This is a genomic window from Solihabitans fulvus (assembly GCF_008386585.1).
Classification (GTDB): domain Bacteria; phylum Actinomycetota; class Actinomycetes; order Mycobacteriales; family Pseudonocardiaceae; genus Solihabitans; species Solihabitans fulvus.
Genome location: NZ_VUOB01000022.1, coordinates 345,679 through 366,820, shown reverse-complemented (window position 1 = coordinate 366,820; position 21,142 = coordinate 345,679). Strand labels below are relative to the sequence as shown.

The following is a 21,142-nucleotide window of genomic DNA, read 5'->3' as shown; positions in this document are numbered from 1 at the left end:
CGATCGGCGCGGTCGTGCTGGTCGACACCCGTCGCCTTGCCGACGCGTTCGCGTCGATCGACTTCTTCGACGACCGGCAGTTGCCCTATGTGGTGGCGGTGAACTGTTTCGATGGGTTGTTGCATCATCGGATCGAGGACATTCGGGATGCGTTGACGATCGATCAGTCGGTGCCGATCATCACCGTGGACGCCCGCAACCGCCAGTCCACCAAGGTGTCCCTGATCGACCTCGTCGAGCACGCCATGCGCCGGTGGACCTCCCGGCGCCGCCGCTAGTGCGCCGGGCCACACGCCCCTTGGACCGGGAATCAGGGTCCGGTCAGGGACGATCCCCGATGTCCCGGACGGCCCGACCGGCCAGTATTCATGTCATGACAAACAGCGTGCTCAACGAGGCCAACGACAAGATCAAGAAGTTCCGCCGCAGCCGGGAGGACCGGATGCTGGCCGGCGTGTGCGGCGGTGCCGCGAAGATGCTCGGCATGGACGCGGCCCTGCTGCGCATCCTGCTCGTGGCCGCGACCCTGTTCGGGTTCGGCATCGGCGCGGTGCTCTACTTCGCCGCCTGGCTGATCGTCCCCGAGGAGGACTGAGACCTTTGCTCAGTGCCCATTCACCGACTCCCCAGTGACCGCTCTCAGTGACGGCCCTCAGTCCCGAGGAAACCCTGGCACCCCCGGACGGGTCTGCCAGGGACGCGGACCGGCGAGGGGCCGGTACTCGACGCCGAGCGCGTCGAGCCGGGGCAGGTGGTCGGCGGCCAGCCTGCGCAGGAACTCCTCGGGCTTGCGGTCCTCCGGCCTGCTCCACACCACCTCGGCGAACGCCGACAGGCGCGGGAACGCCGCGTAGTCGACCCGCCTCGGCGAGTCGAGGAACTCCGTCCACACGTTGGCCTGCGCGCCGAGCACCCGGCCCGGCTCCGCGCCAGTGACACCGTCCGGGATCGGCTCGTAGCGGTACACGTCCTCGACGGTCAGCAGCCGCCCGACCGGAATCGGCTCGTCGGCGAGCTCCGACTGCCGGTAATCCAGATACACGTGCTTCTCGGGGCACATCACCACGTCGTGCCCGGCGCGGACCGCGGCGACGCCGGCCTCCTCGCCGCGCCAGGACGCCACGACGGCGCCGGCCGGCAACGGGCCGACGTCGAGGATCTCGTCCCAGCCGTAGGCCGTTCTGCCCTGCGCGGCAAGGTGTTCGGCGATCTGCCGGATGATCCAGCCGTGCAGCTCGGCCGGGTCGGTCGCGCCGAGTTCGGCCATCCGCCGCGCCGCCACCGCGTTGTCCCGCCACTGCGTGGTCGGCACCTCGTCGCCGCCGAGGCCGATCACCGTGCCGGGGAAGACCTCCAGCAGCTCGTCGAAGACGTGCCGCAGGAACTCCAGGGTGCCGTCGGCGACGTTGAGGACGTTCTCGTTGATGCCCCAGTCGGTCCAGACCGGCAGCTGCGCCGAGGTGTTGCCCAGCGCCGGATACGCGGCGATGGCGGCCTGCATGTGGCCGGGCAGGTCGATCTCGGGCACCACGGTGACGTGCCGCTCCGCCGCGTAGGCGACGATCTCGCGCAGGTCGTCCTGGGTGTAGTAGCCGCCGTGCGGGCGGCCGTCGAACACGCCCTCGGTGCGGTGTCCCGCCCTCGACTCCGTGCGCCACGCGCCGACCTCGGTCAGCTTCGGGTAGCGGCGGACCTCGAACCGCCAGCCCTGGTCGTCGGTGAGGTGCAGGTGCAGCACGTTGAGCTTGTGCGCGGCCAGCAGGTCGACGAACCGCAGCACGTCCGCCTTCGGCATGAAGTGCCGCGCCACGTCCAGCAGGCCGCCGCGCCAGCCGAAGCGCGGGTGGTCGACGATCTCGCCGAACGGCAGCCGCCACGGTCCACTGTGGACTGCGCCTGTACGAAACGCCGGCGCGCCGAGCAGTTGGCGGATGGTCTGCGCCGCGTAGAACGCCCCGGCCGGGTCGGCCGCCTCGACCAGCACGCCGTCCGCGTCGACGCGCAGCCGGTAGCCCTCGGGCTCGGTCACCGTCGCGACGGTCGCGAACCTGATGGTGGACTCGGCGCCGGCCGGCCGCAGCGGCAGCCCGGTCGCGGCGCGCAGGGCGCCGCGCAGCCAGGCGGCGGCCGGTTCGGCGGCGTCGTCGGCGTCGTCGGCGTCCAGGGTCGTCCCGGCGTCGAGCGACAGCAGGCCGTCCGCGGGCCGGAGCTCGACCGGCCTTGGCAGCAGGGCGTCAAAGCTGGTCATCATCATCCCTTCACTGCGCCGGCCAGCCCGGAGACCAGCCTGCGTTGGACGAGCACGAAGAACACCAGAACCGGAATCGTCATGAGGGTCGACCCGGCCATGATCGCACCCCAGTCGTTCTGGTCCGGCTTGACGAACGCCTGGAGCGCGAGGGGCAGCGTCTGGATGTCCGACCCCGAGATGAGGAAGGTCTTGGCGAACAGGAAGTCGTTCCAGGCGTGGATGAACGAGAGCACGCTGGTGGCCACCAGGCCGGGGGCGACCAGCGGGAACAGCACCTGCCAGAGGAATCGGAAGCGGCTGGCGCCGTCCAGGGTGGCGGCCTCCTCCAGCTCAACCGGCACGGCGGCGACGAAGCCGCGCAGCATCCAGATGGCGAACGGCAGGCTGAACGCGAGGTGCACCAACACCAGCGAGCCGAGGTGGTTGAGCCCGAACGCGGGTGCGACGTCGCCGACCGACTTCATCAGGAAGAACAGCGGCACGGTCAGCGCCTCGACCGGCACCATCTGCACGACGAGCAGCATCACCAGCAGCGTGGTGCGGCTGCGGAACCGGAACCTGGTCAGCGCGGTGGCCGCGAGGAACGCCAGCAGCAGCCCGGCGACGACCACCAGCACCGCCACGAGCACGCTGTTGAGCAGGTAGCGCCCGAAGTTCTGCACGGTGAGCGCGTGGACGAAGTTGTCCGCCGTCGGACGCAGCGTCCACGGCCTCGGGTTGGTCGACACGATCTCGTCGGCCGGCTTGACCGCCGCGAGCACCATCCAGTACAGCGGAAACGCCACGACGGCGGCGACGAGCACGGTGACGATCTCGGCGATGGTCCGCCCCGGCCGCTTCACAGAACTTCTCCCGATCGCTTGAGCACCCGCAGGTAGACCACGGTGATCGCGAGCAGCAGCACGGTGGTCACCACGCCGATGCTCGCGCCGAGCCCGTACTCCGACGCGGCGAACGCCTGTTGGTAGGCGTAGACGTTGAGCACCAGGTTGCGGCCGGCGATGCCGCCACCGTTGGTCATCACGTAGATCTGGGTGAAGATCTTGAAGTCCCAGATGATCGACTGGATGGTGACCACGAGCAGCAGCGGGCGCAGCAGCGGGAGGATGACGCTGCGCGCGATGCGCGTCGTGGAGGCGCCGTCCAGCGCGGCGGCCTCAACGACCTCGCCGGGGATGGCCCTGATGCCCGCGTAGAGCGTCACCATGACGAACGGGAACGAGCACCAGATCACCTGCGCGGCGACGAGGCCGAAGGCCGTCCACTGGCCGTAGGTCCAGGAGAAGCCCGCCATGCCGTGCAGGCCGATCCCGGACAGGACCTCGTTGACCAGCCCGAAGTTCGCGTCGAACAGGAACAGCCAGATCGTCGAGCCCGCCACGGCCGGCGTGGCCCACGCGCCGAGCGCGGCGAGGAACAGCAGCGTCCTCGGCACCGCCCGCACCCTGGTGGCCAGCACCGCGAGGGCGGTGCCGACCAGCAGGGTGCCGGCGACGCAGACGGCGGCGAACCCGACCGTCTGCGCCAGCACGGTCCAGAACTGCTTGTCCGACAACAGCTTCTGGTAGTTGCCGAGGCCGAGGAAGTTCAGCGGCGCGTTGCCGCTGACCTGTTCCTGGTTGTAGTCGTAGAGCGAGATGAGCACGAGCTGGTAGATCGGGTAGCCGAGCAGGCCGGCGAGCACCAGCAGCGTCGGGGCGAGGTAGGCGAAGGCCATGCGCCCCTCGCCGGTCCTGCGCCGCGCCCGCGCGGCCGAGGGAGCTGGGAGAGTCTGTTGGCTCATCAGATGTTCAGGACCCGAACGCGCTGTTCATCTGCTGTGCGGCGGCCGCCGTCGCGGTGTTGACGTCCTGCGCGCCGCTGGCCACCTGTTGGAGCATGGTCGGCAGCACGCCCTGCGCGTCGACCTTGGCCCAGCCCGGCGTCACCGGCACGAACCTGGTGCCCGCGTTGAGGGTGTCGATGAACGGCTTCTCCACGGGCTTCTCGGCGGCCACCGTGTTCTGGAGGTCGGTGAACGTGGGCAGGTTTCCCATGGCCTGGTACATCTTCTGCTGGTACTGCTTGCCGCCGAGCAGCTCGACGAACTGCACGGCCAGGGTCCTGCGGTCGGTGCTGCGGGTGACGCCGAGCAGGTTGCCGCCGGCGAAGGCGGGCGCGATGGAGCCCGCGGTCTTGCCAGGCAGCGGGACGATGGCGTACTTGCCGGCCGCCGCGCTGCTGTCCACGGCCGTGCGGTTGAAGTTGCCGCCGATGGTCATCGCGGCCTTGCCGGCGCGGAACGCCTCGACGCTGGCGTCGCCGCCGTTGCCGGCGCACTGGGCGGGCGGGCAGCTGTCGTCGCGGAGCAGTTCGGTGTACTTCGCGATGCCGGCCCTGGCCTCCGCGCTGTCCACTGTGGACTTGAACTTGCCGCCCTGCTGCGCGGCGAGGTCGCCACCCTGCGCCCAGAGGAAGGGCAGCATGCCGTAGGTGTACTTGCCGCCGACGGAGATGCCGAGCAGGTCGGGCTTGGCGGCCCGGATCCGCCGCGCGGTCGCGGCGATGTCGTCGAGCGTGGCAGGCGGCGCGATGCCCAGCTCGGCGAACACGTCGGTGCGGTAGAACAACGCCCTGATGCCGACGTACCAGGGCACGCCGTAGGTCTTGCCGTCCACCTTGGCGGTGTCGGTGACCCTGGGGCTGAGGTCCTTGCCGTCGGACCAGGCCGCGACGTCCTGGCCGAGGTCGGCGAAGCCGCCAGCGGCGACGTAGCCGGCCAGGTCGGTGTTGCCGAACTCGGCGACGTCCGGCGCGCTCTTGGCGTCACTGAAGGCGGCCTTGAACCGCTCGGCCCTGGTGGAGACCTGGATGTACTGGACGTCGACGGTGACCCCGGCGTGCGCGGCCTGGAACTCGCTGACGGCCTGCTTGACGACCTCCTCCTTGGGGCCGCGGTTGACCTCGTCGAACAGCCACACCTTCAGCTGACCCGACTTCTCGTCCTTGGCCGAGCTGGTGGAGCCGGACTGCACCGGGGCACAGCCTGCCAGGGCCAGCGCCCCGACGGCCGCTGCCAACAGAACCCGAACGACTCGCATGCCGACCTCCTACCGTCATGTATTGCACATTGCGCAACGCATGTTTCATCAAGAGCAACGGATTCGGATGTTATGGGCATCACAAGGCGATAAGCAAGGGTCTGGACCACTGGATTCGGTGGGCCGAATGCGCGCCGGGCGTCGCGGGAAGCGAGGGCGGGCGCGGTTCAGTGCAGGTCGACGGCCCGCTGAAGGAACGTGTCGAGCACGCCGTCGGCCACGCGGATGGGGCCGTCCGTCGGCAGCGGCACCGGCCTGGCGTGCGCGGCGGCGGCCTGCTCCGTCAGCGTCGCCGCGTCGGCGAAGTGTTGCCCCGCCGCGTCCTCGTCGCCGGACACCCTGGCGTCCAGCCCGTCGACGGTGGCCAGAAACGCCTGCCCCCACAGGGAAAGGGCGCGCAGCCACGGCTCGCACTCGGCCACGAACTCGCGGTCGGTCACCCCCGATCTGATCCGGTCGGGCGCGTCGGCCAGCAGCTGCGCCTGGGACCGCAGGTCGCGCAAGGCCGCGGCGCGGTCGCCGCGCGACCAGGCGGAGGTGAAGGCGGCGAGCCGTTTCGCCAGTTGCGGCGCCTGCGGCTGCGCGACCTTCGGCGGCTGGTCCGAGGTCGGCGCGTAGTGCTCGACGTCGAAGAACGCCAGCAGCGCCCGCGCGGTGTCCTGGTCGCCGCCGGCGAGCAGGTCGGCGGCGGCGACCGTGGTCCGCTCGGGGCGGTAACCCTTGTCGTGCCACATGAAGTCCGCGCCGCCGAGGATGGCGACCTTGCTGGCGGACGCCTGGACCATGGGGTTGAGCACGATGCCCGACACCGCGCCGGGCAGCCCCTCCTGCCGCCCGCTGTACGGGCCGAGCAGCAGGCGGCCGGTCGAGTCGAAGTCGTTGACCGGGTAGTTGTCCCACAGGTAGCCCTTGCGGCCCCACGTCCGTTCGGCCTTGCGCGCGTCCGCGACGGTGATCGTCGCCGGGATCACCTCGGGGCCCGTCCACATCACCTTGACCGCGGGGTCGAGGCTGTCGCGGATCTCCTTCTTGTACGGCGAGTCCTTGAGCTCGTAGTACTCGGTCGGCACCATCGCGAGCGGCCGCAGGTCGGCCCGCTGCTCGACGAAGTCGTGCTGCACCTGGTTGAGCATGTCGATCTGGGCCCTGGCCGCGGTCTGCTGCGTCGGCGTGTTCCCGTACTTCGCGCGGTCGGCGGCGCAGTTCCAGCGGCTGTAGTCGATGTCGTCCAGCGGCAGCAGGAAGCCGCGCACCCCGATGTCGTACAGCGACTGGAACTTGGCCTCGACCGCGCGCACGTCGTCCGGGTCGGCGTAGCAGATCGACACCCCAGGCGAGAGGGCGTAGTCGAGCCGAACGTGGTTGGCGACCGCGTGATCGACCAGTTCCCTGAGCTGGTCCAGCTGGTCGGCGGGGTACGGGTCGCGCCACCGCTCCCGCAGGTACGGATCGTCCTTCGGCGAGTACACGAAGGTGTTGAGCTTGACGCTGCCGTAGAACGCGAGCTGGTCGAGGCGAGCGGCCTGGGTCCACGGGGTCCCGTAGAACCCCTCGATGACTCCGCGAACCGAGCTGGTCGGATAGTCCACAATGGACACTCCGGCCACGGTGTCGCCCCTGACGATCTGCCGCAGCGTCTGCGCCGCGTAGTAGTCGCCGTCCCGGTCGGCGCCGGCGAGCACCACCGTCCCGCCGCCGGACGCGGCGCGGCTCGCCAACGCATACCCCTCGGCCGGCAGGGTCGGCGGTTTCCGGTCGGTCGCCGCCCTGAGCGCGGCGGCGACGGCGGGATCGGCGAGGGGGCCGACCAGCACCGTCAGCCCGGCCGCGTCGCCCGACGGGCCACCGAGCGGCCCGACGGTGACGTCCGTGGCGCCCGCGCCGCGCAGCACCGAGGTCACCAGGTCCCTGGTCGGCCCGTCCACCTCGTCGGCCGCCAGCACCCGCGCCTTCGACGGCACGGTGAGCCCGAACCCGTTGCCGACGAGCTGCTGCGGCCTCGGCGTGATCGACGGCAGCGTCGCGGCGTCGGCCGTCGGGGCGGTGTTGACGCCGACGGCCGAACCAGCGGCACCGGCCAGCGCCAGGACCGTCAGGCACGCGACACCCACTCGCCAGGCGGATCGCCCTCGTGGAGCTCGCACGACACCTCCGGGCGGACTCGACGCGGCCCCAGTCCGTTTCCGATTAAGTACTTCTGAGGCTATCGCGTCCTTGCTCCCACCGGTCGGGTTACCGGCCGCCGGACGATCCTCAGCCGGTCGACACGGCCTCGGCGTCGGCCGCCTGGCGGACCGCGTCGGCCCAGATCCGCACCGCTTCAACGGCGACGGGCCCGGCCCAGCCCTCGGGGCGCACCGCGCCGCCGACGTGGAAGCCGCGCACGCCCGCCCGCCCGAGCGGCGCGACGTGGTCGAGCGCGAGCCCGCCGCCGGCGAGCAGCGCGAGCCCGTCCTCGGCCTGCCTTGCGGCGAGCCTGCCCAGCACCGGCAGGCCGTGGGCGACCCCGCGCGCGCTGCCTGCGGTGAGCACGGTGTCGCAGCCGAGGCCCGCGACGGCGGCCCAGGCGGCCTCGGGGTCCGCCGAGTGGTCCAGCGCGCGGTGGAACGTCCACCGGCAGCCGGCCAGCTCGGCGAGCACCGCGTGGCAGGCGGCCGCGTCGACCTCGGCCGTCCCGGTGAGGAAGCCGAGCACGAACTCGGTGGCGCCTGCCGCGCGCAGCGTGGCGGCGGTCCCGCGCAGCCCGTCGAGGTCGCGGGGCGCGAAGCCGGCGCCGTCCCTGAGCATCACCCGCACCGGCAGGTCGGTCGCGGCGAGCACGGCGCGCACCGTCGCCTCGGTCGGGCTGAGGCCGTCCGAGGCGATGTCGGCGACCAGCTCGAGCCGGTCGGCGCCGCCGGCCGCAGCGGCCTCGGCGTCCGCCGCGTCCAGCGCGATGATCTCCAGCAGGGATGGCGCCGCCATGGTTCTCCTCGGGCTCCGGCACGCCGCAGTCCCGGCGCAGTTGGTCTAGACCATACCGGCCCGCCCGCGATGACGACCCAGCGTTGCCTCGATGCGACTGCACGTACCCACAGGGTCATCCACAGCGGTGCATAACTTCCCGCATCGCCGTTCGGCGCAACGGATTACGCCGTTTGATCCGTCATGTCCGACTCCCCGTGCTCGTGCTCGCCCGTGCGAACCGACCTACGGAAGTCGTCGTAGCGCAGCACCTCGTAGCCGATCCACCCGACGCAGACGGCGGTGAGCAACCCAAGCGAGCCGAACACCGGCAGCTGGGCGGCCACCGGCACCAGGGCGACCAGCAGCAGCGTCACGACCACCCTCGCCCAGTTCACGCTGCCGACGTTGCGCAGCCGGAAACCGAAGTGCCCCACCAGGTAGAGCGCGACCCCGCCGTACATCGCGTACAGCGGAATGCCGACAAGGCGCGCCGAACCGGACGCCCCGTGCACTCCGCCGAGATAGGACATCGCCTGCTTCAGCCCGAGCGAGAGCAGCACGATGCCGGCGACCATCGGCAGGTGCAGGTAGGTGTAGGAGTCCCTGGCCAGCGCGGACCTGCGGGCGCCCCGTGCCTTTGTGAGCACCCGCTCGGCGACCGGCGCGACCACGTCGAAGTAGGACCACCACAGGGTCCCGGCGATCACCAGGCCGCAGGCGATGCCGAAGATGATCGGCCAGGAGATCGGCTGGCTGCTGACGCCGACGCCGATCGACACCACCGACTCGCCGAGCGCGATGATAATGATCAGCCCGTGCCGCTCGGCGAAGTGCGACGCGGAGCGCACGGACCAGCCCGCGGCCCCGATCGCCAGCACTCCCCCGTAGTCGACCGCGAGCGCGAGCACCCACAGCAGCGTCTGGTGGGCCGGCACGAACGACGCCGCGAACAGCAGCGCCGCGCCGCCGCCCATCGGCACGGCCGCGCGCACCAGCTGCCGGCGCAGGCCGGCGTCACCGACGCTGAACAGCCAGTAGAACACCAGGTGCAGCACCCGCACCACGAGGTAGCAGCAGGCGAAGACCACCGGCCCGGACAGCCCGCCCGGCAGGTCGTGGAACGCCTCGGGGATCGTCACCGAGGCCACCAGCATCACGAGCGTCACCGCGAACAGCACCAGCCTGGCCAGGCCCTCGTCGGCCTGCACGCGGTTGCCCATCCAGGAGTAGCAGCACCAGCACCACCACAGCAGCGCGAGCATCAGCATCCCGTGCAGCACGCCCGTCCAGCGCGGGTCGTGCGCCATCAGCTCGGACACCTGGGTGATGGCGAAGACGAACACCAGATCGAAGAACAGCTCGAGTGAAGTGACCCTTGCGCCCTCGTTCAGCACGCGCAGTCCGGCTCGCCGGGGCGTCGACATGCGCGGATAGTGCCATGTGGCGGCCGAACGGGCGGCCGGTTTTCGCGTTCGGCGTACGTCGCGAAAACTTCGACAACTCCACGTATCTGGGCAATCGGCCCCGACTCTTTACCTGTGACTGGCCCGTGCGGCTCGTTACTGGGGAGGAAACATGAGCGGAAACGGACAGGGAACCAAGGACCGTCAGCAGCCGGAGCCGCCGATCCTGGCGGACCTGGAGACCGGCACGGAGCCGGTTCCGCCGACGGGTTCGCATGAGGCTTCGACGCCCAAGCCGGCGCCGAAGCGGAAGCACACCGTGGTCGAGCCGCTCGGCACGAGCACGGTGGGCAGCACGAACTAGGGGGAGCGAGGGGCTGGGCGGAAGGGATCGGTCGGCTTCGAGGGGTGTCGACCGGACGGCCGCCCATAGCGGTGGCGGCCCGTGATGCGAGGGGGGCATCACGGGCCGCCTCCGCGAGTGGCACGAATTAGCCCATTCGGGTGATAGATGTATCTGGCAATACCGTGACACCTCATGTTGGGGCGAAGAACTACTGATCTGGGGCTCAGGCGATCGGAGGTGACGGGATGAGCGAACTACGCACGGCGGGTGCCAACCCGCCGTGGGACGGACTTGACGGCTCGGATCGCCACGCCGCATGCATGGTGGCCGCCAGAGACGGCGACCGGACGGCGCTCGACGTGCTGGTCACCGAACTGACCCCGCTCGTGTGGCATGTGGCTCGGGGCAACGGCCTCGACCGCAGCACGGCGGAGGACGTGGTGCAGACGGTCTGGCTGGCGCTGCTGCGTCATCTCGACCGGCTGGTCGAGCCGCGTGCGCTCGTCGGCTGGCTGGTGACCACGACGCGCAGGGAGGCGCAGCGTTCGTGGCGCACCAACCGGGGACAGGTTCCTCTCTCGGTCGAACTGACCGAGCAGCTGCCGACCGAGGACTGGCTGCCGGAGGACGAGGCGTTGCGCGACGACCGGGACCGTCGGCTGTGGACGGCCTTCTCCCGGCTGAACCATCGTTGTCAGGAAATCCTGCGGCTCACGGTGCTCGCCGGTCGCGCGGAGTACCGCGCGGTCGCCGAGGCGTTGTCGATGCCACGCGGCAGCATCGGACCCACCAGGGGGCGATGTCTGAGCCAGCTGCGTGAGCTGCTGAATGCGGAAGGAGGATCGCGGTGAACGACATCGACCCGCGCGATGACGACAGAGGGCACGAGGACGCCGCCGTCCTCACCGACCTGGGGAGGCTGGTCCACGAACTGGACCCGCCACCGGTAGGCCTGGTCGAGCGAATCCAGTTCGCCATCGCGCTTGAACACCTGGACGTCGAGGTGGCCAGGTGGGAGCGAGCCGGCTCGTTCGCCGGCGTGCGCGGCGACCGGCCGGGCACCATCACCTTCACGGTGGACAACCTCACCGTAATGGTCAACTTCACCTCGACCGGCGAACGGCATCGCATCGACGGCTGGCTGGTCCCGGCGGGTCAGCACACCGTCGAGGTCCGCGTCGCCGACCACAACTCGACCACCACCAGGGCCGACGACGGCGGGCGCTTCGTGCTGTCGGACGTACCGGCCGGCACCACCCAGATCCTGGTACACCTGGTCAACTCGCAGGGCGAGCCGGGCCGCACCGTCGTCACACCGACCATCATGTTGTAGCTGGTCGCCGATCGCTGGCACGGCGGTCGACGGACCGAACGTAACCCTTTCGGGCCATAGGTTTCCGATGCTCGAGGCACACAGAGTGTGCTGACATGGAACACGTGCCCCCCTCACGTGGTCCGCTGGTCGTCACGGCGTTGCCGGAACAACAGATCGCCGAGGCCATGGACGTGCCGGACAACGGCGTCGACCAGGCGCGACAACTGCACAGACGAGCCGTCGCCACCTCGGCCAAGGGCCGACCGGCCGAGGCGATGAAGCTGCTCAACCGGGCGCTGCGCGCGTTGCCGGCGGACTCGGCGGACCTCGAGGCCATCACCGTGCGGACCAAGGTGCTCAACTCCCTTGCCTACGCCGAGGCCGAGACGGGATCGGTCGCCGACGGGCTGGCCCACCTGGACACCGCGACGGAACTGCTCGGCGGCCTGCCGCAGGGCCCGAGGCGGTCCGCGCTGGCCGGGCTGGTCGGCCAGCAGCACGCGCTCATCCTGCACCGCGCCGGACGCACGGCCGAGGCGCTCGACCTGTACGACCGCGCGGTGCCGCTGCTCGAACGCGCGGCCGCAGGCGGCGACGGCGACCCGATCGTGCTGACCAGGACCGTGATGAACCGGGGCCTGACCTACATCGCCGTCGGGCGGCCGGGACCGGCCGAGCGGGACATGCTGCGCTGCGTCGCGCTGGCGGAGGAACACGACCTGCCGCTGCTCAAGGCCAAGGCGACGCACAACCTCGGCGACATCGCGCAGCTGACCGGCGACATCCCCAGCGCGCTGCGGCACTACACGGAGACCGAGCTGGCGTTCAGCAGGCTCGCGCCCGACCTCGTGCCCCGGCTGCGGATCGACCAGGCGCGGGCGATGCTCGCGGCCGGGCTGGCCGAGGAGGCGGCGAGGCAGCTGGACGACGCCCTCCCCGCGCTGCGCAGGCACCGGATCAGCCAGGACCTCGCCGAGGCCGAACTCGCCAGGGCGGCCGCCGCCCTGCTCCAGGAGGACTTCGCGCTGGCCAGGCAGCTCGCCGGCGCGGCGCAGCGGCGGTTCCTGCGCCGAGGCAGCACCTCCTGGGCCGAGGTCGCCGCGTTGACCAGGATGCGCGCCGACGCGGTGGCCGCGCTCCGCACGACGCCGCTCGGCTCGACCGGCCCGGCTGCCGCTGCCCCCGCTGGTCCGACCGCGGCCGGCCCGACCGCGCACACCGCGTCGCCTGGCCGGGCGGCGCGGCTGGCGGACCGGCTGGCCGCGATCGGCCTGACCGACGAGGCCGCCGTGGCCAGGATGCTCGCGGTGCGGCTCGCGCTGCGGCGGGGCGCCACGGACACCGCGCGGGCGCTGGTCGAGCAGGTGCCGAAGCCGGGCCACACCACCCCGGTCGACCACCGGATGCTGCTGCGGCTGTGCCGGGCGGAGCTGTCGGTGACCAGCGGGGACCGCAGGCACGCGCTGGCCGAGGCGCGGGCCGGCCTGGTCGAACTCGGTCAGGTCCGCGACCGGATGGGCGGGCTGGACCTGCTGTGCGGCACGGCCGTGCACGGCAGGGAACTCGGCGAGCTGGCGGTGCGGCTGGTCCTGGACAGCACCCACACCGAGGCGGACGCGCGGCGGCTGTTCGGGTGGCTGGAACGGACCAGGGCGCAGGTCTACCGGTACGAGCCGCTGCCGGCCATCGACGACCCGATGCTGGCCGAGCGCGTCGCCGAGATCCGATCGCTGAGCCGGGCGTTGCAGCAGGCCAAGCTGGCCGGCAGGGCCGTCGACGAGCTGGCCGCGCGGCACGAGCAGCTGCGGCACGAGGTCAGGAGGCTGGACTGGTACAACAGCCCGTGGGGGCGGCCGAGGCCGGTGTGCGGGCTGCCCGAGGTGATCGAGCGGCTCGGTGAGCGGGCCCTGGTGACCTTCACGGGCTACGCGGACTCGCTGGCCGCCGTGGTGGTCGCGGGCGGCCGCACCAGGCTGGTCCGGCTCGGCACGGCCGTCGGGACGGTCGAGGCGGTGCGCCAGCTGCACGCCGACCTGGACGCGCTGGCCCCCGACCACCTGCCGGAGCGGCTGGTGACGGCGATCGCCGCGTCGGCGGAGCTGCGCGCGAAGGTGCTGGACGAGGCGCTGATCCGACCGCTGGCCGATGCGCTCGGCGACCGCGAGCTGGTGCTGGTGCCGACGGGTTCGCTGTACGCGGTGCCGTGGGGCGTGCTGCCGTCGCTGCGCGGCCGACCGGTCGTGGTGGTGCCGTCCGCCACGGCCTGGCTGGCCGCGGAGGAGGCCAGCGCGGCGAGCCGACGGGCCGAGGGACACGACGGCACGCCGAGCCCCGCCCACGCGGCGCACGCGAACGGGGGCCGCGACACGACGCGAGCCGGCGCCGCGGCGGCCGCGCGCGGCACGGCAGGTGCGAGCGCGGCGGACAGCGCGGCAGGTGCGAGCGCGGCGGGCGGCGGCACGAGGGGCGGAGGCGGCGTGCGAGGTGTGGTCGACTCGGCCCGATTGCGCCTGTCGGTGCCGCACGCGCGCGCGGTGAGCGATCCGACCGGCGCGGCGGAGGACCGTGCCTCGGTGGCCTTCGCGGACGACGCGACCGCCACCGACAACGACGGCAACGACGAAACCGGCGGGGACGGCGGTCGGGTGGTGCTGATCGGCGGTCCCGAGTTGGCCGAGGCGGTCGGCGAGGTGCGGCGGCTGCGGTCGGTCTACCCGGGCGCGCGGGTGCTCGACGGCGACCGGGCGGTGGCGAGCCGGGTGCTGGCCGCCGTGGACGGCGCGCGGCTCGCGCACCTTGCCGCGCACGGCGTGCACGAGCCGGACAACGCGCTGTTCTCCCGCCTCGAGCTCGCCGACGGCCCGCTGTTCGCCTACGAGACCGCGCGGCTGCCGCACCCTCCGGAGCAGGTGGTGCTCGCGGCCTGCGAGCTGGCGTTGAGCCACATCCGGCCCGGCGACGAGGCGCTCGGCTTCGCCGGGGCCCTGCTGGCCAGCGGCTCGCGCTCGGTGGTGGCCGCCGTGAGCAACGTCGGCGACCGGGCCGCCGCGAAGACCATGGACGAGTTCCACCGGCTGCTCGCGGTGGGGGTCGACACGGCGGCGGCCCTGGCCGAGGCGTGCGCGGCGGACCCGCTGCGCCGCCCGTTCGTGTGCTTCGGGTCCGGGCACTAGGGCGCCGGCCTCGTCTGAACGGCGGTACGGGTACTTGATCTCGGGTCCGAGGGGAAACCTATGAGTACCGACACGCAGGAAACGCCCGAGCAGAACGCGGACACTGGGCAGATCCGGCAGATCCCGATCCAGGTTGTGCGGGAGGCACCCGCTGTCGCCGCGGCACGCGAGAGTCTGCTGACCGCGATCGGCCGCGAGGCGAGCACGGTCGTCGAGCAGCAGCCCGGTCATTCCTCGGCAGCGCTGGTAGAGCTGGCGAGGGCGTTCGCCCTGGTGAACATGGGTGCCAGCGACGCCACCACACCCGCCGCCCCGGCGCCGACGACGAGGCTTCTCCCCGTCGGCCGCAGTGAATGGGCTGTCCCGGCCGACGAGGGCGGAGCTGTGCCGATTACCGGTCCCTTCACGCGGTTCGACGACTAGTGCAGCTACGCGTTGATCTTTCGAAGGCGTCTTGCGAGGCGAAACCCCGCGCGGTAACGGATGGTCACCGGAAAATCTCCTCAAGATTTTTCTTCGGTGATGTCGAACGGCGTCGAGCCCGTTCGTAGCCAAGGTGAGAGACCGGCAGCGAGCCGGTCGCCACGCACCGGAGGCCCGCGATGTCCGTCGCCACCAACGCCGTCACCAACGCCGCCACGACCGCTCCCGCGAAGCCGCTGATCGCCCGCGGCCTGACCGCCGCCGCCGTCGCCGGCGTGGCGACCACGACAGTCGCGGCGGCCGGCCAGTTCGCGGGGATCAGCCTCGCCGTCAGCGGCGCGCCGATCCCGGTGCCGGGGTTCGCCGTGCTGACCGTCGTCTTCTCCGTGGTTGGCCTGGCGCTCGCCCTGGTGCTGGCCCGCTCGGCCAGCAGCCCGCGCACGGCGTTCGTCCGCACCACGATCGTGCTCACCGCGTTGTCGCTGGTGCCGGACGCGCTCGCGGACGCCGCCCCGGCCACGAAGGCGCTGCTGATGCTGACGCACCTGGTCGCCGCCGCGATCGTGATCCCGGCCATCGCCCGCCGCCTGTCCGCCTGATTCGAAGGACACGGCGCAGTGCGAGATCCGGAAACGCCTAACGCCCCCCGGGAGGGCACTCCCAGGGGGCGTTGGGTACGGCGGTGAAGCTGATGAAACTAGGCGTGGATCAGAAGTCCATGCCGCCGGCGTCGGGCGCGGCCGGGGCGGCACCCGCCTTCTCCGGCTTGTCGGCCACGACGGCCTCGGTGGTGAGGAACAGCGCCGCGATGGACGCGGCGTTCTGGAGCGCGGAACGCGTCACCTTGGTGGGGTCGGGGATGCCCGCGGCGAGCAGGTCCTCGTACACACCGGTGGCGGCGTTCAGGCCGTGCCCGGTGGGCAGACCCTTGACCTTCTCCACCACGACGCCACCCTCGAGGCCGGCGTTGACGGCGATCTGCTTGAGCGGGGCCTCGACGGCCACGCGGACGATGTTGGCACCAGTGGCCTCGTCGCCCTCGAGCTTCAGACCGGCGAACGCGGCCTCGGCAGCCTGGAGCAGAGCCACGCCACCACCGGCGACGATGCCCTCCTCGACGGCGGCCTTGGCGTTGCGCACCGCGTCCTCGATGCGGTGCTTGCGCTCCTTGAGCTCGACCTCGGTCGCCGCGCCGGCCTTGATGACGGCCACGCCGCCGGCCAGCTTGGCGAGGCGCTCCTGGAGCTTCTCGCGGTCGTAGTCCGAGTCGCTCTTCTCGATCTCGGCGCGGATCTGGTTGACCCGACCCTGGATCTGCTCGGCGTCGCCGGCACCCTCGACGACGGTGGTCTCGTCCTTGGTGATGACCACCTTGCGGGCCTTGCCCAGCAGCGAGAGGTCGGCGTTCTCCAGCTTGAGGCCCACGTCCTCGGTGATGACCTGACCACCGGTGAGGGTCGCGATGTCCTGGAGGATCGCCTTGCGACGGTCACCGAAGCCCGGGGCCTTGACGGCGACGGACTTGAAGGTGCCGCGGATCTTGTTGACGACCAGCGTGGCCAGGGCCTCGCCCTCGACGTCCTCGGAGATGATCAGCAGCGGCTTGCCGCCCTGCATGACCTTCTCCAGCAGCGGGAGCAGGTCCTTGACCGAGGAGATCTTGGAGCCGTACAGCAGGATGTAGGGGTCCTCGAGGACCGCTTCCTGCCGGTCGGGGTCGGTGACGAAGTACCCCGAGATGTAGCCCTTGTCGAAGCGCATGCCCTCGGTGAGCTCAAGCTCGAGCCCGAGGGTGTTGCTCTCCTCGACGGTGATGACGCCTTCCTTGCCGACCTTGTCCATCGCCTCGGCGATGAGCTCGCCAATGGTCGAGTCGCCCGCGGAGATGGACGCCGTTGCGGCGATCTGCTCCTTGGTCTCGACCTCCTTGGCGGTCTTCAGCAGCTGCTCGGTGACGGCCTCGACGGCCTTCTCGATGCCGCGCTTCAGGCCGAGCGGGTTGGCGCCGGCGGCCACGTTGCGCAGCCCCTCGCGAACCAGGGCCTGGGCGAGCACGGTGGCGGTGGTGGTGCCGTCACCAGCGACGTCGTCGGTCTTCTTGGCAACTTCCTTGACGAGCTCGGCCCCGATCTTCTCCCACGGGTCCTCGAGCTCGATCTCCTTGGCGATTGACACGCCGTCGTTGGTGATAGTCGGCGCGCCCCACTTCTTCTCGAGCACGACATTGCGACCCTTGGGGCCGAGCGTCACCTTGACGGCGTCGGCGAGGATGTTCATGCCGCGCTCAAGACCGCGGCGGGCGTCCTCGTCGAACGCGATCATCTTGGCCATTGCGGTGTGTTCCTCCGCCTGTGTCTGCGAATGGGGCCACTGCGAACGAACGCCCGCAGCGGAACACGGTGCTTCGGCCAGGCTCGGTGCCCGCGACGGACGATCGGCCTCCGAGGGGTACCCGGCGGCTGACCTCACCGTCCCAGCCTTGCTGGCACTCAGGTCGTCCGAGTGCCAGTTTGTGTTTAGCACTCGCCGGGGCCGAGTGCAAGAAGCGCAGGTCAGGGACTACCTGGAGTTATCCCGAATTGGACAGCACCACGACGAGCACGACGATCACCACGATGGCCGTGATGCCCACGATGACCGGCACCAACCACCGTGGCGGGCCGTCGCTGTCGCTCGTGAACGCGCTGGACCCGACGGCGGCGGGCGGACGCAGCCGCACCGGGTCCGACTGGGACGGCCGCTGCTGGTAGCTCGGCGGCTGCTGCTGGTAGGTCGGCTGCGGGGCGACGGGCCTTGGCTGCTCCTGCGGCCGCTGCTGCGGGTAGCCGAGCGCGGGCTGGCCGCCGGTCTGCGGGGTCGACGGGTGCTGCCCAGCGGTGTGCTGCCCAGAGGCGTGCGCGGCCGCATTGTGCGAGCCGGACTGCCCGGGGTCCTGCCGGCGCGGCGGCGGCGGGGTGCCCGGCCGCGCCACCGCGGACAGCGCCGAGCGGGCGGCCGCGATCAGCTCGCGGCAGGTGCCGTAACGCTGGTTCGGGTCCTTGGCCATGCCACGGCGCATCACGTCCTCGATGCCGCTTGGCAGCATCACCAGGGCGGTCAGCGACGGCACCTCGCTGCCGAGGTGGCCCTGGATGACCTCCTGCACGCCGCCCTTGAACGGCGGCCGGCCGGTCAGGCAGGCGAACAGCATGCAGGCCAGCGAGTACGCGTCGGTGCGGCCGTCCACGGAGTCGCCGCGCAGGTGCTCGGGGGCCGCGTAGGTCGGCGAGCCGAGGAAGTCGCCGCTGCTGGTGCGGTGGCCGGTGGCGCCGCGCCTGGTCAGGCCGAAGTCGGCGAGGTAGACGTGCTCACTCGCGGACTCCCTGCTGGTCACCAGCACGTTGGCCGGCTTGACGTCCAGGTGCACCAGGCCCCGGTCGTGCAGCATGTCCAGCGCCTCGGCGACCTGCGCGAGCAGGGTCAGCGTGCGGGCCGGCGAGATCGGGCCGTCCTTGATCAGGCTGGCCAGGTCGGAGCCGTCCACCAGCCGCATGGCGATGTAGAGCAGCCCGTCGATCTCGCCGAAGTCGTAGAGCGGCACGACGTTGGAGTGGTCGATGGCCGAGGTGTTGCGGGCCTCGTCGACGAAGCGTTCGCGGAACTCGGGGTCGCCGGTGAGGTGTTCACCGATGACCTTGAGCGCGACCTTGCGGCCGAGCCGCACGTCGGTGGCCTTGTACATGATGGCCATACCGCCGCGGCCGAGCACTCCGTCGATGCGGTAGTGGCCGAGACGCCGCCCGGTGAGGTCATCCGACACGGAGCGCAGCCTAACGCCAGCCCGATCGGCCGCGCCGCCGGTTCGACCAAGTGGTGGCAGTGAACACTGCCGACCGGCTGCCACCGGTGGCCCGGCCCCGGGGCCGCACCCGGGACCGGACCACCCGTTCCTCAGACCTTCCGGACCTCCGACGCCTGGCTGCGGCCGTCGCGGCCCGCCTGGACGTCGAACTCCACCCGATCGCCCTCGGCGAGGGTGCGGAAACCGTCCATCTGGATCGCGGAGTAGTGGACGAAGACATCCGGCCCGCCATCCGAGGCGATGAAGCCGTAGCCCTTCTCCGAGTTGAACCACTTGACCGTGCCGACAGCCAAGACGTCCTCCTTGAGATCTCACGCACGACGCTCGGGGCGTCGCTCAAAGCGATCACCAAGTTACCCGAACGCAGGCCGCGCGCCACCTACTTAGGCCACCTCGACGAATCAGCTTCGGGCACTGAGTCCATTGGCCTGCAACCAATTGACGAGTTGCCGGGGGCTGCGCGTCTGGGTCAGCACGACGCCGGGCCCCGCGAAGTCGAACACCAGTCCCTCGCCGGTGCGCACCGACTGCGGCGCGTCAGGGGACAGGCTGCGCAGCCGGCACTGCATGGAGTCGGCGAAGCCGAGCACGTGCCCGCTGTCCACCGTCACGAACTCGCCGGCCGCGAGGGTCACCACGTCGAGCGCGCCGCAGCACGCCAGCACCACGACGCCGGTGCCGTACACATAGGTGAGGAAGCCGTTCTCGCCGCCGAGCAGCGCGCGCACCGGCGGCACCTGCTGGTCCATCGTGACGGTGCCGGACAGCGCCAGCCAGCTGCTCTTGGCCAGGCACCAGCCCTGGCTGCCGTTCAGGTCGAGCACGTGCAGGTCGCCGGCCATCGGCGCGGCCAGGTCGACCCAGCCGCCGTCGGCAGGAGCCGTGCACACCAGCACGCCGTCCTTGCTCTCCCTGCCGAGCCCGAGCAACGCGGTGCCGTTGCCCTTGGCCTCGACCCCGACGCCGAAGCTGGTCGCCACCAGCGTGCCGAGCTCGACCTGGACCTGCTCGGCGGGCGCGAGTACGAGCCGGGCCACCCCGGACGCCGGTGTGTGACGGGCACGGACCTGCACGACTCCTCCAAACCCCGCGACAAGACGCCCGAGTCTGACACGGGCAAGATGGCGCGGTGTCGAACTCGCCTTCCGCGTCCGTCAACAGCGTCGAGGATCACCGCGCCAGGATCGCCTGGCTGATCGGCGTCATGCCGGTGCGCCGGCTGCCGCTTGCCGACTGCCTCGGGCTCGTGCTCGCCGAGGACCTGGTCGCGCCGATCTCGCTGCCGCCCTTCGACAACTCCGCGATGGACGGCTACGCGGTGCGCGCGGCCGACGTCGCCGGGGCGAGCGCGGCCGAGCCGGTCGAGCTGCCGGTCGCCGACGACATCCCGGCGGGCCGAGTCGACCTGGTGCCGCTGCGACCCGGAACGGCCCAGCGGATCATGACCGGGGCCGCGCTGCCGGCGGGCGCGGACGCGATCGTCCAGGTCGAGCACACCGACGGTGACACCGAGCTGGTCACGGTGTTCGCGCCGGCCGCCGACGGCCTGCACGTGCGCCGCGCCGCGAGCGACGTGGCGGCGGGCGCGCGGGTGCTCGCGGCAGGACAGCGGCTCGGGCCGGCCCAGCTCGGTCTCGCCGCCGCGCTCGGCTGCCGCGAGCTGCCGGTGCGGCGCAGGCCGAGGGTGCTGGTGCTGTCCACCGGGTCCGAGCTGGTCGAGCCGGGCGAGCCGCTGCGGCCCGGCCAGATCTACGAGTCCAACGGCGTGATGCTGGCCGCCGCCGTGCGCGAGGTCGGCGGCGAGGCGGAGCTGCTGCGGTTCGTGCCGGACGACGTGGCCGCCTTCCACGCGACCATCGCCGGACACCTCGCCGACGCCGACGTGGTGATCACCTCGGGCGGGGTGAGCGCGGGGGCGTACGAGGTGGTCAAGGACGCGTTCACCGGGCGCGGCGTGGAGTTCGTCAAGATCGCGATGCAGCCGGGGGCCCCGCAGGGCTCCGGCCGGTACGAGGGCGTGCCGGTCGTGACGCTGCCGGGCAACCCGGTCAGCGCGCACGTCTCCTTCGAGGTGTTCGTGCGGCCCGCGCTGCGCGCCGCGATGGGGCACCGGGTGACCGACCGGCCGACGGCGGTCGCGCGGATCACCGCCGCGATCACCTCGCCGGCGGGCCGGCGCCAGTACCGGCGCGGCGCGTACGACCCGTCGTCGGGGCGGGTGGTGACGCCGGTGGGCGGGCCAGGCTCGCACCTGCTGTCCTCGCTGGCGATCGCCGACTGCCTGATCGAGCTGCCTGAGGACGTCACGGCGGTCGGCGTCGGCGACGAGGTGACGGTGATCCTGCTGGAGGGCTGAAGGTTCTC

General features: G+C 71.6%; 20 protein-coding genes. 9 read left to right on the top strand and 11 right to left on the bottom strand.

Going from position 1 to position 21,142, the window contains the following annotated elements:
• Both F0L68_RS14410 and F0L68_RS14405 read left to right on the top strand, forming a co-directional pair.
• Positions 1-278 (top strand): ATP/GTP-binding protein (locus tag F0L68_RS14410; RefSeq protein WP_188316566.1); only part of this gene is annotated, 278 nt, incomplete at its 5' end.
• Positions 279-373: 95 nt separating this feature from the next.
• Positions 374-595 (top strand): PspC domain-containing protein, encoded by a 222-nt coding sequence (locus tag F0L68_RS14405; RefSeq protein WP_149850030.1) that lies wholly within the window; start codon positions 374-376, stop codon positions 593-595.
• 57 nt (positions 596-652) lie between these two features.
• On the opposite strand, the gene F0L68_RS14400 is transcribed toward F0L68_RS14405, so the two are convergent.
• From F0L68_RS14400 to F0L68_RS14370, 7 genes are all read right to left on the bottom strand, one after another.
• Positions 653-2,248 carry a beta-N-acetylhexosaminidase gene (locus tag F0L68_RS14400; protein WP_149850029.1) on the bottom strand — a complete coding sequence of 532 codons (1,596 nt, stop codon included), beginning with the start codon at positions 2,246-2,248 and terminating at the stop codon, positions 653-655.
• 2 nt (positions 2,249-2,250) lie between these two features.
• Complete coding sequence (locus tag F0L68_RS14395) at positions 2,251-3,093, bottom strand: carbohydrate ABC transporter permease (RefSeq protein ID WP_223198777.1); 843 nt, start codon at positions 3,091-3,093, stop codon at positions 2,251-2,253.
• On the bottom strand, positions 3,090-4,034 hold the full coding sequence (locus F0L68_RS14390) for a carbohydrate ABC transporter permease (protein ID WP_149850027.1): 945 nt from the start codon (positions 4,032-4,034) through the stop codon (positions 3,090-3,092). Before F0L68_RS14390 ends, F0L68_RS14395 begins: the two co-directional genes overlap by 4 nt.
• A gap of 7 nt (positions 4,035-4,041) precedes the next feature.
• The gene (locus tag F0L68_RS14385) at positions 4,042-5,331 is read right to left on the bottom strand and encodes an extracellular solute-binding protein (RefSeq protein ID WP_149850026.1); all 1,290 of its coding nucleotides are present in this window, start codon (positions 5,329-5,331) and stop codon (positions 4,042-4,044) included.
• 167 nt (positions 5,332-5,498) lie between these two features.
• Positions 5,499-7,475, bottom strand: coding sequence for a glycoside hydrolase family 84 protein (locus F0L68_RS14380; RefSeq protein WP_149850025.1), 1,977 nt, complete (start codon positions 7,473-7,475; stop codon positions 5,499-5,501).
• Positions 7,476-7,584: 109 nt separating this feature from the next.
• On the bottom strand, positions 7,585-8,295 hold the full coding sequence (locus F0L68_RS14375; RefSeq protein ID WP_149850024.1) for a copper homeostasis protein CutC: 711 nt from the start codon (positions 8,293-8,295) through the stop codon (positions 7,585-7,587).
• 164 nt (positions 8,296-8,459) lie between these two features.
• Complete coding sequence (locus F0L68_RS14370) at positions 8,460-9,701, bottom strand: low temperature requirement protein A (protein ID WP_149850023.1); 1,242 nt, start codon at positions 9,699-9,701, stop codon at positions 8,460-8,462.
• Between the two features lie 151 nt (positions 9,702-9,852).
• Here F0L68_RS14370 and F0L68_RS14365 point away from each other — a divergent pair, with 151 nt between their 5' ends.
• The 6 genes from F0L68_RS14365 to F0L68_RS14340 all read left to right on the top strand — a co-directional run bounded on the left by F0L68_RS14365 (position 9,853) and on the right by F0L68_RS14340 (position 15,536).
• Positions 9,853-10,044 (top strand): hypothetical protein, encoded by a 192-nt coding sequence (locus F0L68_RS14365; RefSeq protein ID WP_149850022.1) that lies wholly within the window; start codon positions 9,853-9,855, stop codon positions 10,042-10,044.
• A gap of 227 nt (positions 10,045-10,271) precedes the next feature.
• Positions 10,272-10,877: an RNA polymerase sigma factor gene (locus F0L68_RS14360; protein WP_149850021.1), complete on the top strand. Its 606-nt coding sequence runs from the start codon at positions 10,272-10,274 to the stop codon at positions 10,875-10,877.
• Positions 10,874-11,359, top strand: coding sequence for a carboxypeptidase regulatory-like domain-containing protein (locus F0L68_RS14355; RefSeq protein ID WP_149850020.1), 486 nt, complete (start codon positions 10,874-10,876; stop codon positions 11,357-11,359). The genes F0L68_RS14360 and F0L68_RS14355 overlap by 4 nt, the downstream gene beginning before the upstream one ends.
• 95 nt (positions 11,360-11,454) lie before the next feature.
• Positions 11,455-14,514, top strand: a complete 3,060-nt coding sequence (locus F0L68_RS14350; protein WP_149850019.1) for a CHAT domain-containing protein — start codon at positions 11,455-11,457, stop codon at positions 14,512-14,514.
• Between the two features lie 60 nt (positions 14,515-14,574).
• On the top strand, positions 14,575-14,937 hold the full coding sequence (locus F0L68_RS14345) for a hypothetical protein (protein WP_149850018.1): 363 nt from the start codon (positions 14,575-14,577) through the stop codon (positions 14,935-14,937).
• A gap of 179 nt (positions 14,938-15,116) precedes the next feature.
• On the top strand, positions 15,117-15,536 hold the full coding sequence (locus tag F0L68_RS14340; RefSeq protein WP_149850017.1) for a DUF6069 family protein: 420 nt from the start codon (positions 15,117-15,119) through the stop codon (positions 15,534-15,536).
• Between the two features lie 109 nt (positions 15,537-15,645).
• On the opposite strand, the gene groL is transcribed toward F0L68_RS14340, so the two are convergent.
• From groL to F0L68_RS14320, 4 genes are all read right to left on the bottom strand, one after another.
• Positions 15,646-17,268, bottom strand: a complete 1,623-nt coding sequence (groL, locus tag F0L68_RS14335; protein WP_149850016.1) for a chaperonin GroEL — start codon at positions 17,266-17,268, stop codon at positions 15,646-15,648.
• Between the two features lie 238 nt (positions 17,269-17,506).
• Positions 17,507-18,736 (bottom strand): serine/threonine-protein kinase, encoded by a 1,230-nt coding sequence (locus tag F0L68_RS14330; protein ID WP_149850015.1) that lies wholly within the window; start codon positions 18,734-18,736, stop codon positions 17,507-17,509.
• A gap of 131 nt (positions 18,737-18,867) precedes the next feature.
• Positions 18,868-19,071 carry a cold-shock protein gene (locus F0L68_RS14325; protein WP_149850014.1) on the bottom strand — a complete coding sequence of 68 codons (204 nt, stop codon included), beginning with the start codon at positions 19,069-19,071 and terminating at the stop codon, positions 18,868-18,870.
• A 108-nt stretch (positions 19,072-19,179) separates the two neighbouring features.
• The gene (locus tag F0L68_RS14320) at positions 19,180-19,851 is read right to left on the bottom strand and encodes an AIM24 family protein (RefSeq protein WP_149850013.1); all 672 of its coding nucleotides are present in this window, start codon (positions 19,849-19,851) and stop codon (positions 19,180-19,182) included.
• 56 nt (positions 19,852-19,907) lie between these two features.
• On the opposite strand from F0L68_RS14320, the gene moeA reads away from it, so the two are divergent.
• A complete protein-coding gene (moeA, locus tag F0L68_RS14315; protein ID WP_223198776.1) occupies positions 19,908-21,134 on the top strand; it encodes a molybdopterin molybdotransferase MoeA in 1,227 nt (408 codons plus the stop codon).
• The last annotated feature ends 8 nt before the right edge of the window (positions 21,135-21,142 follow it).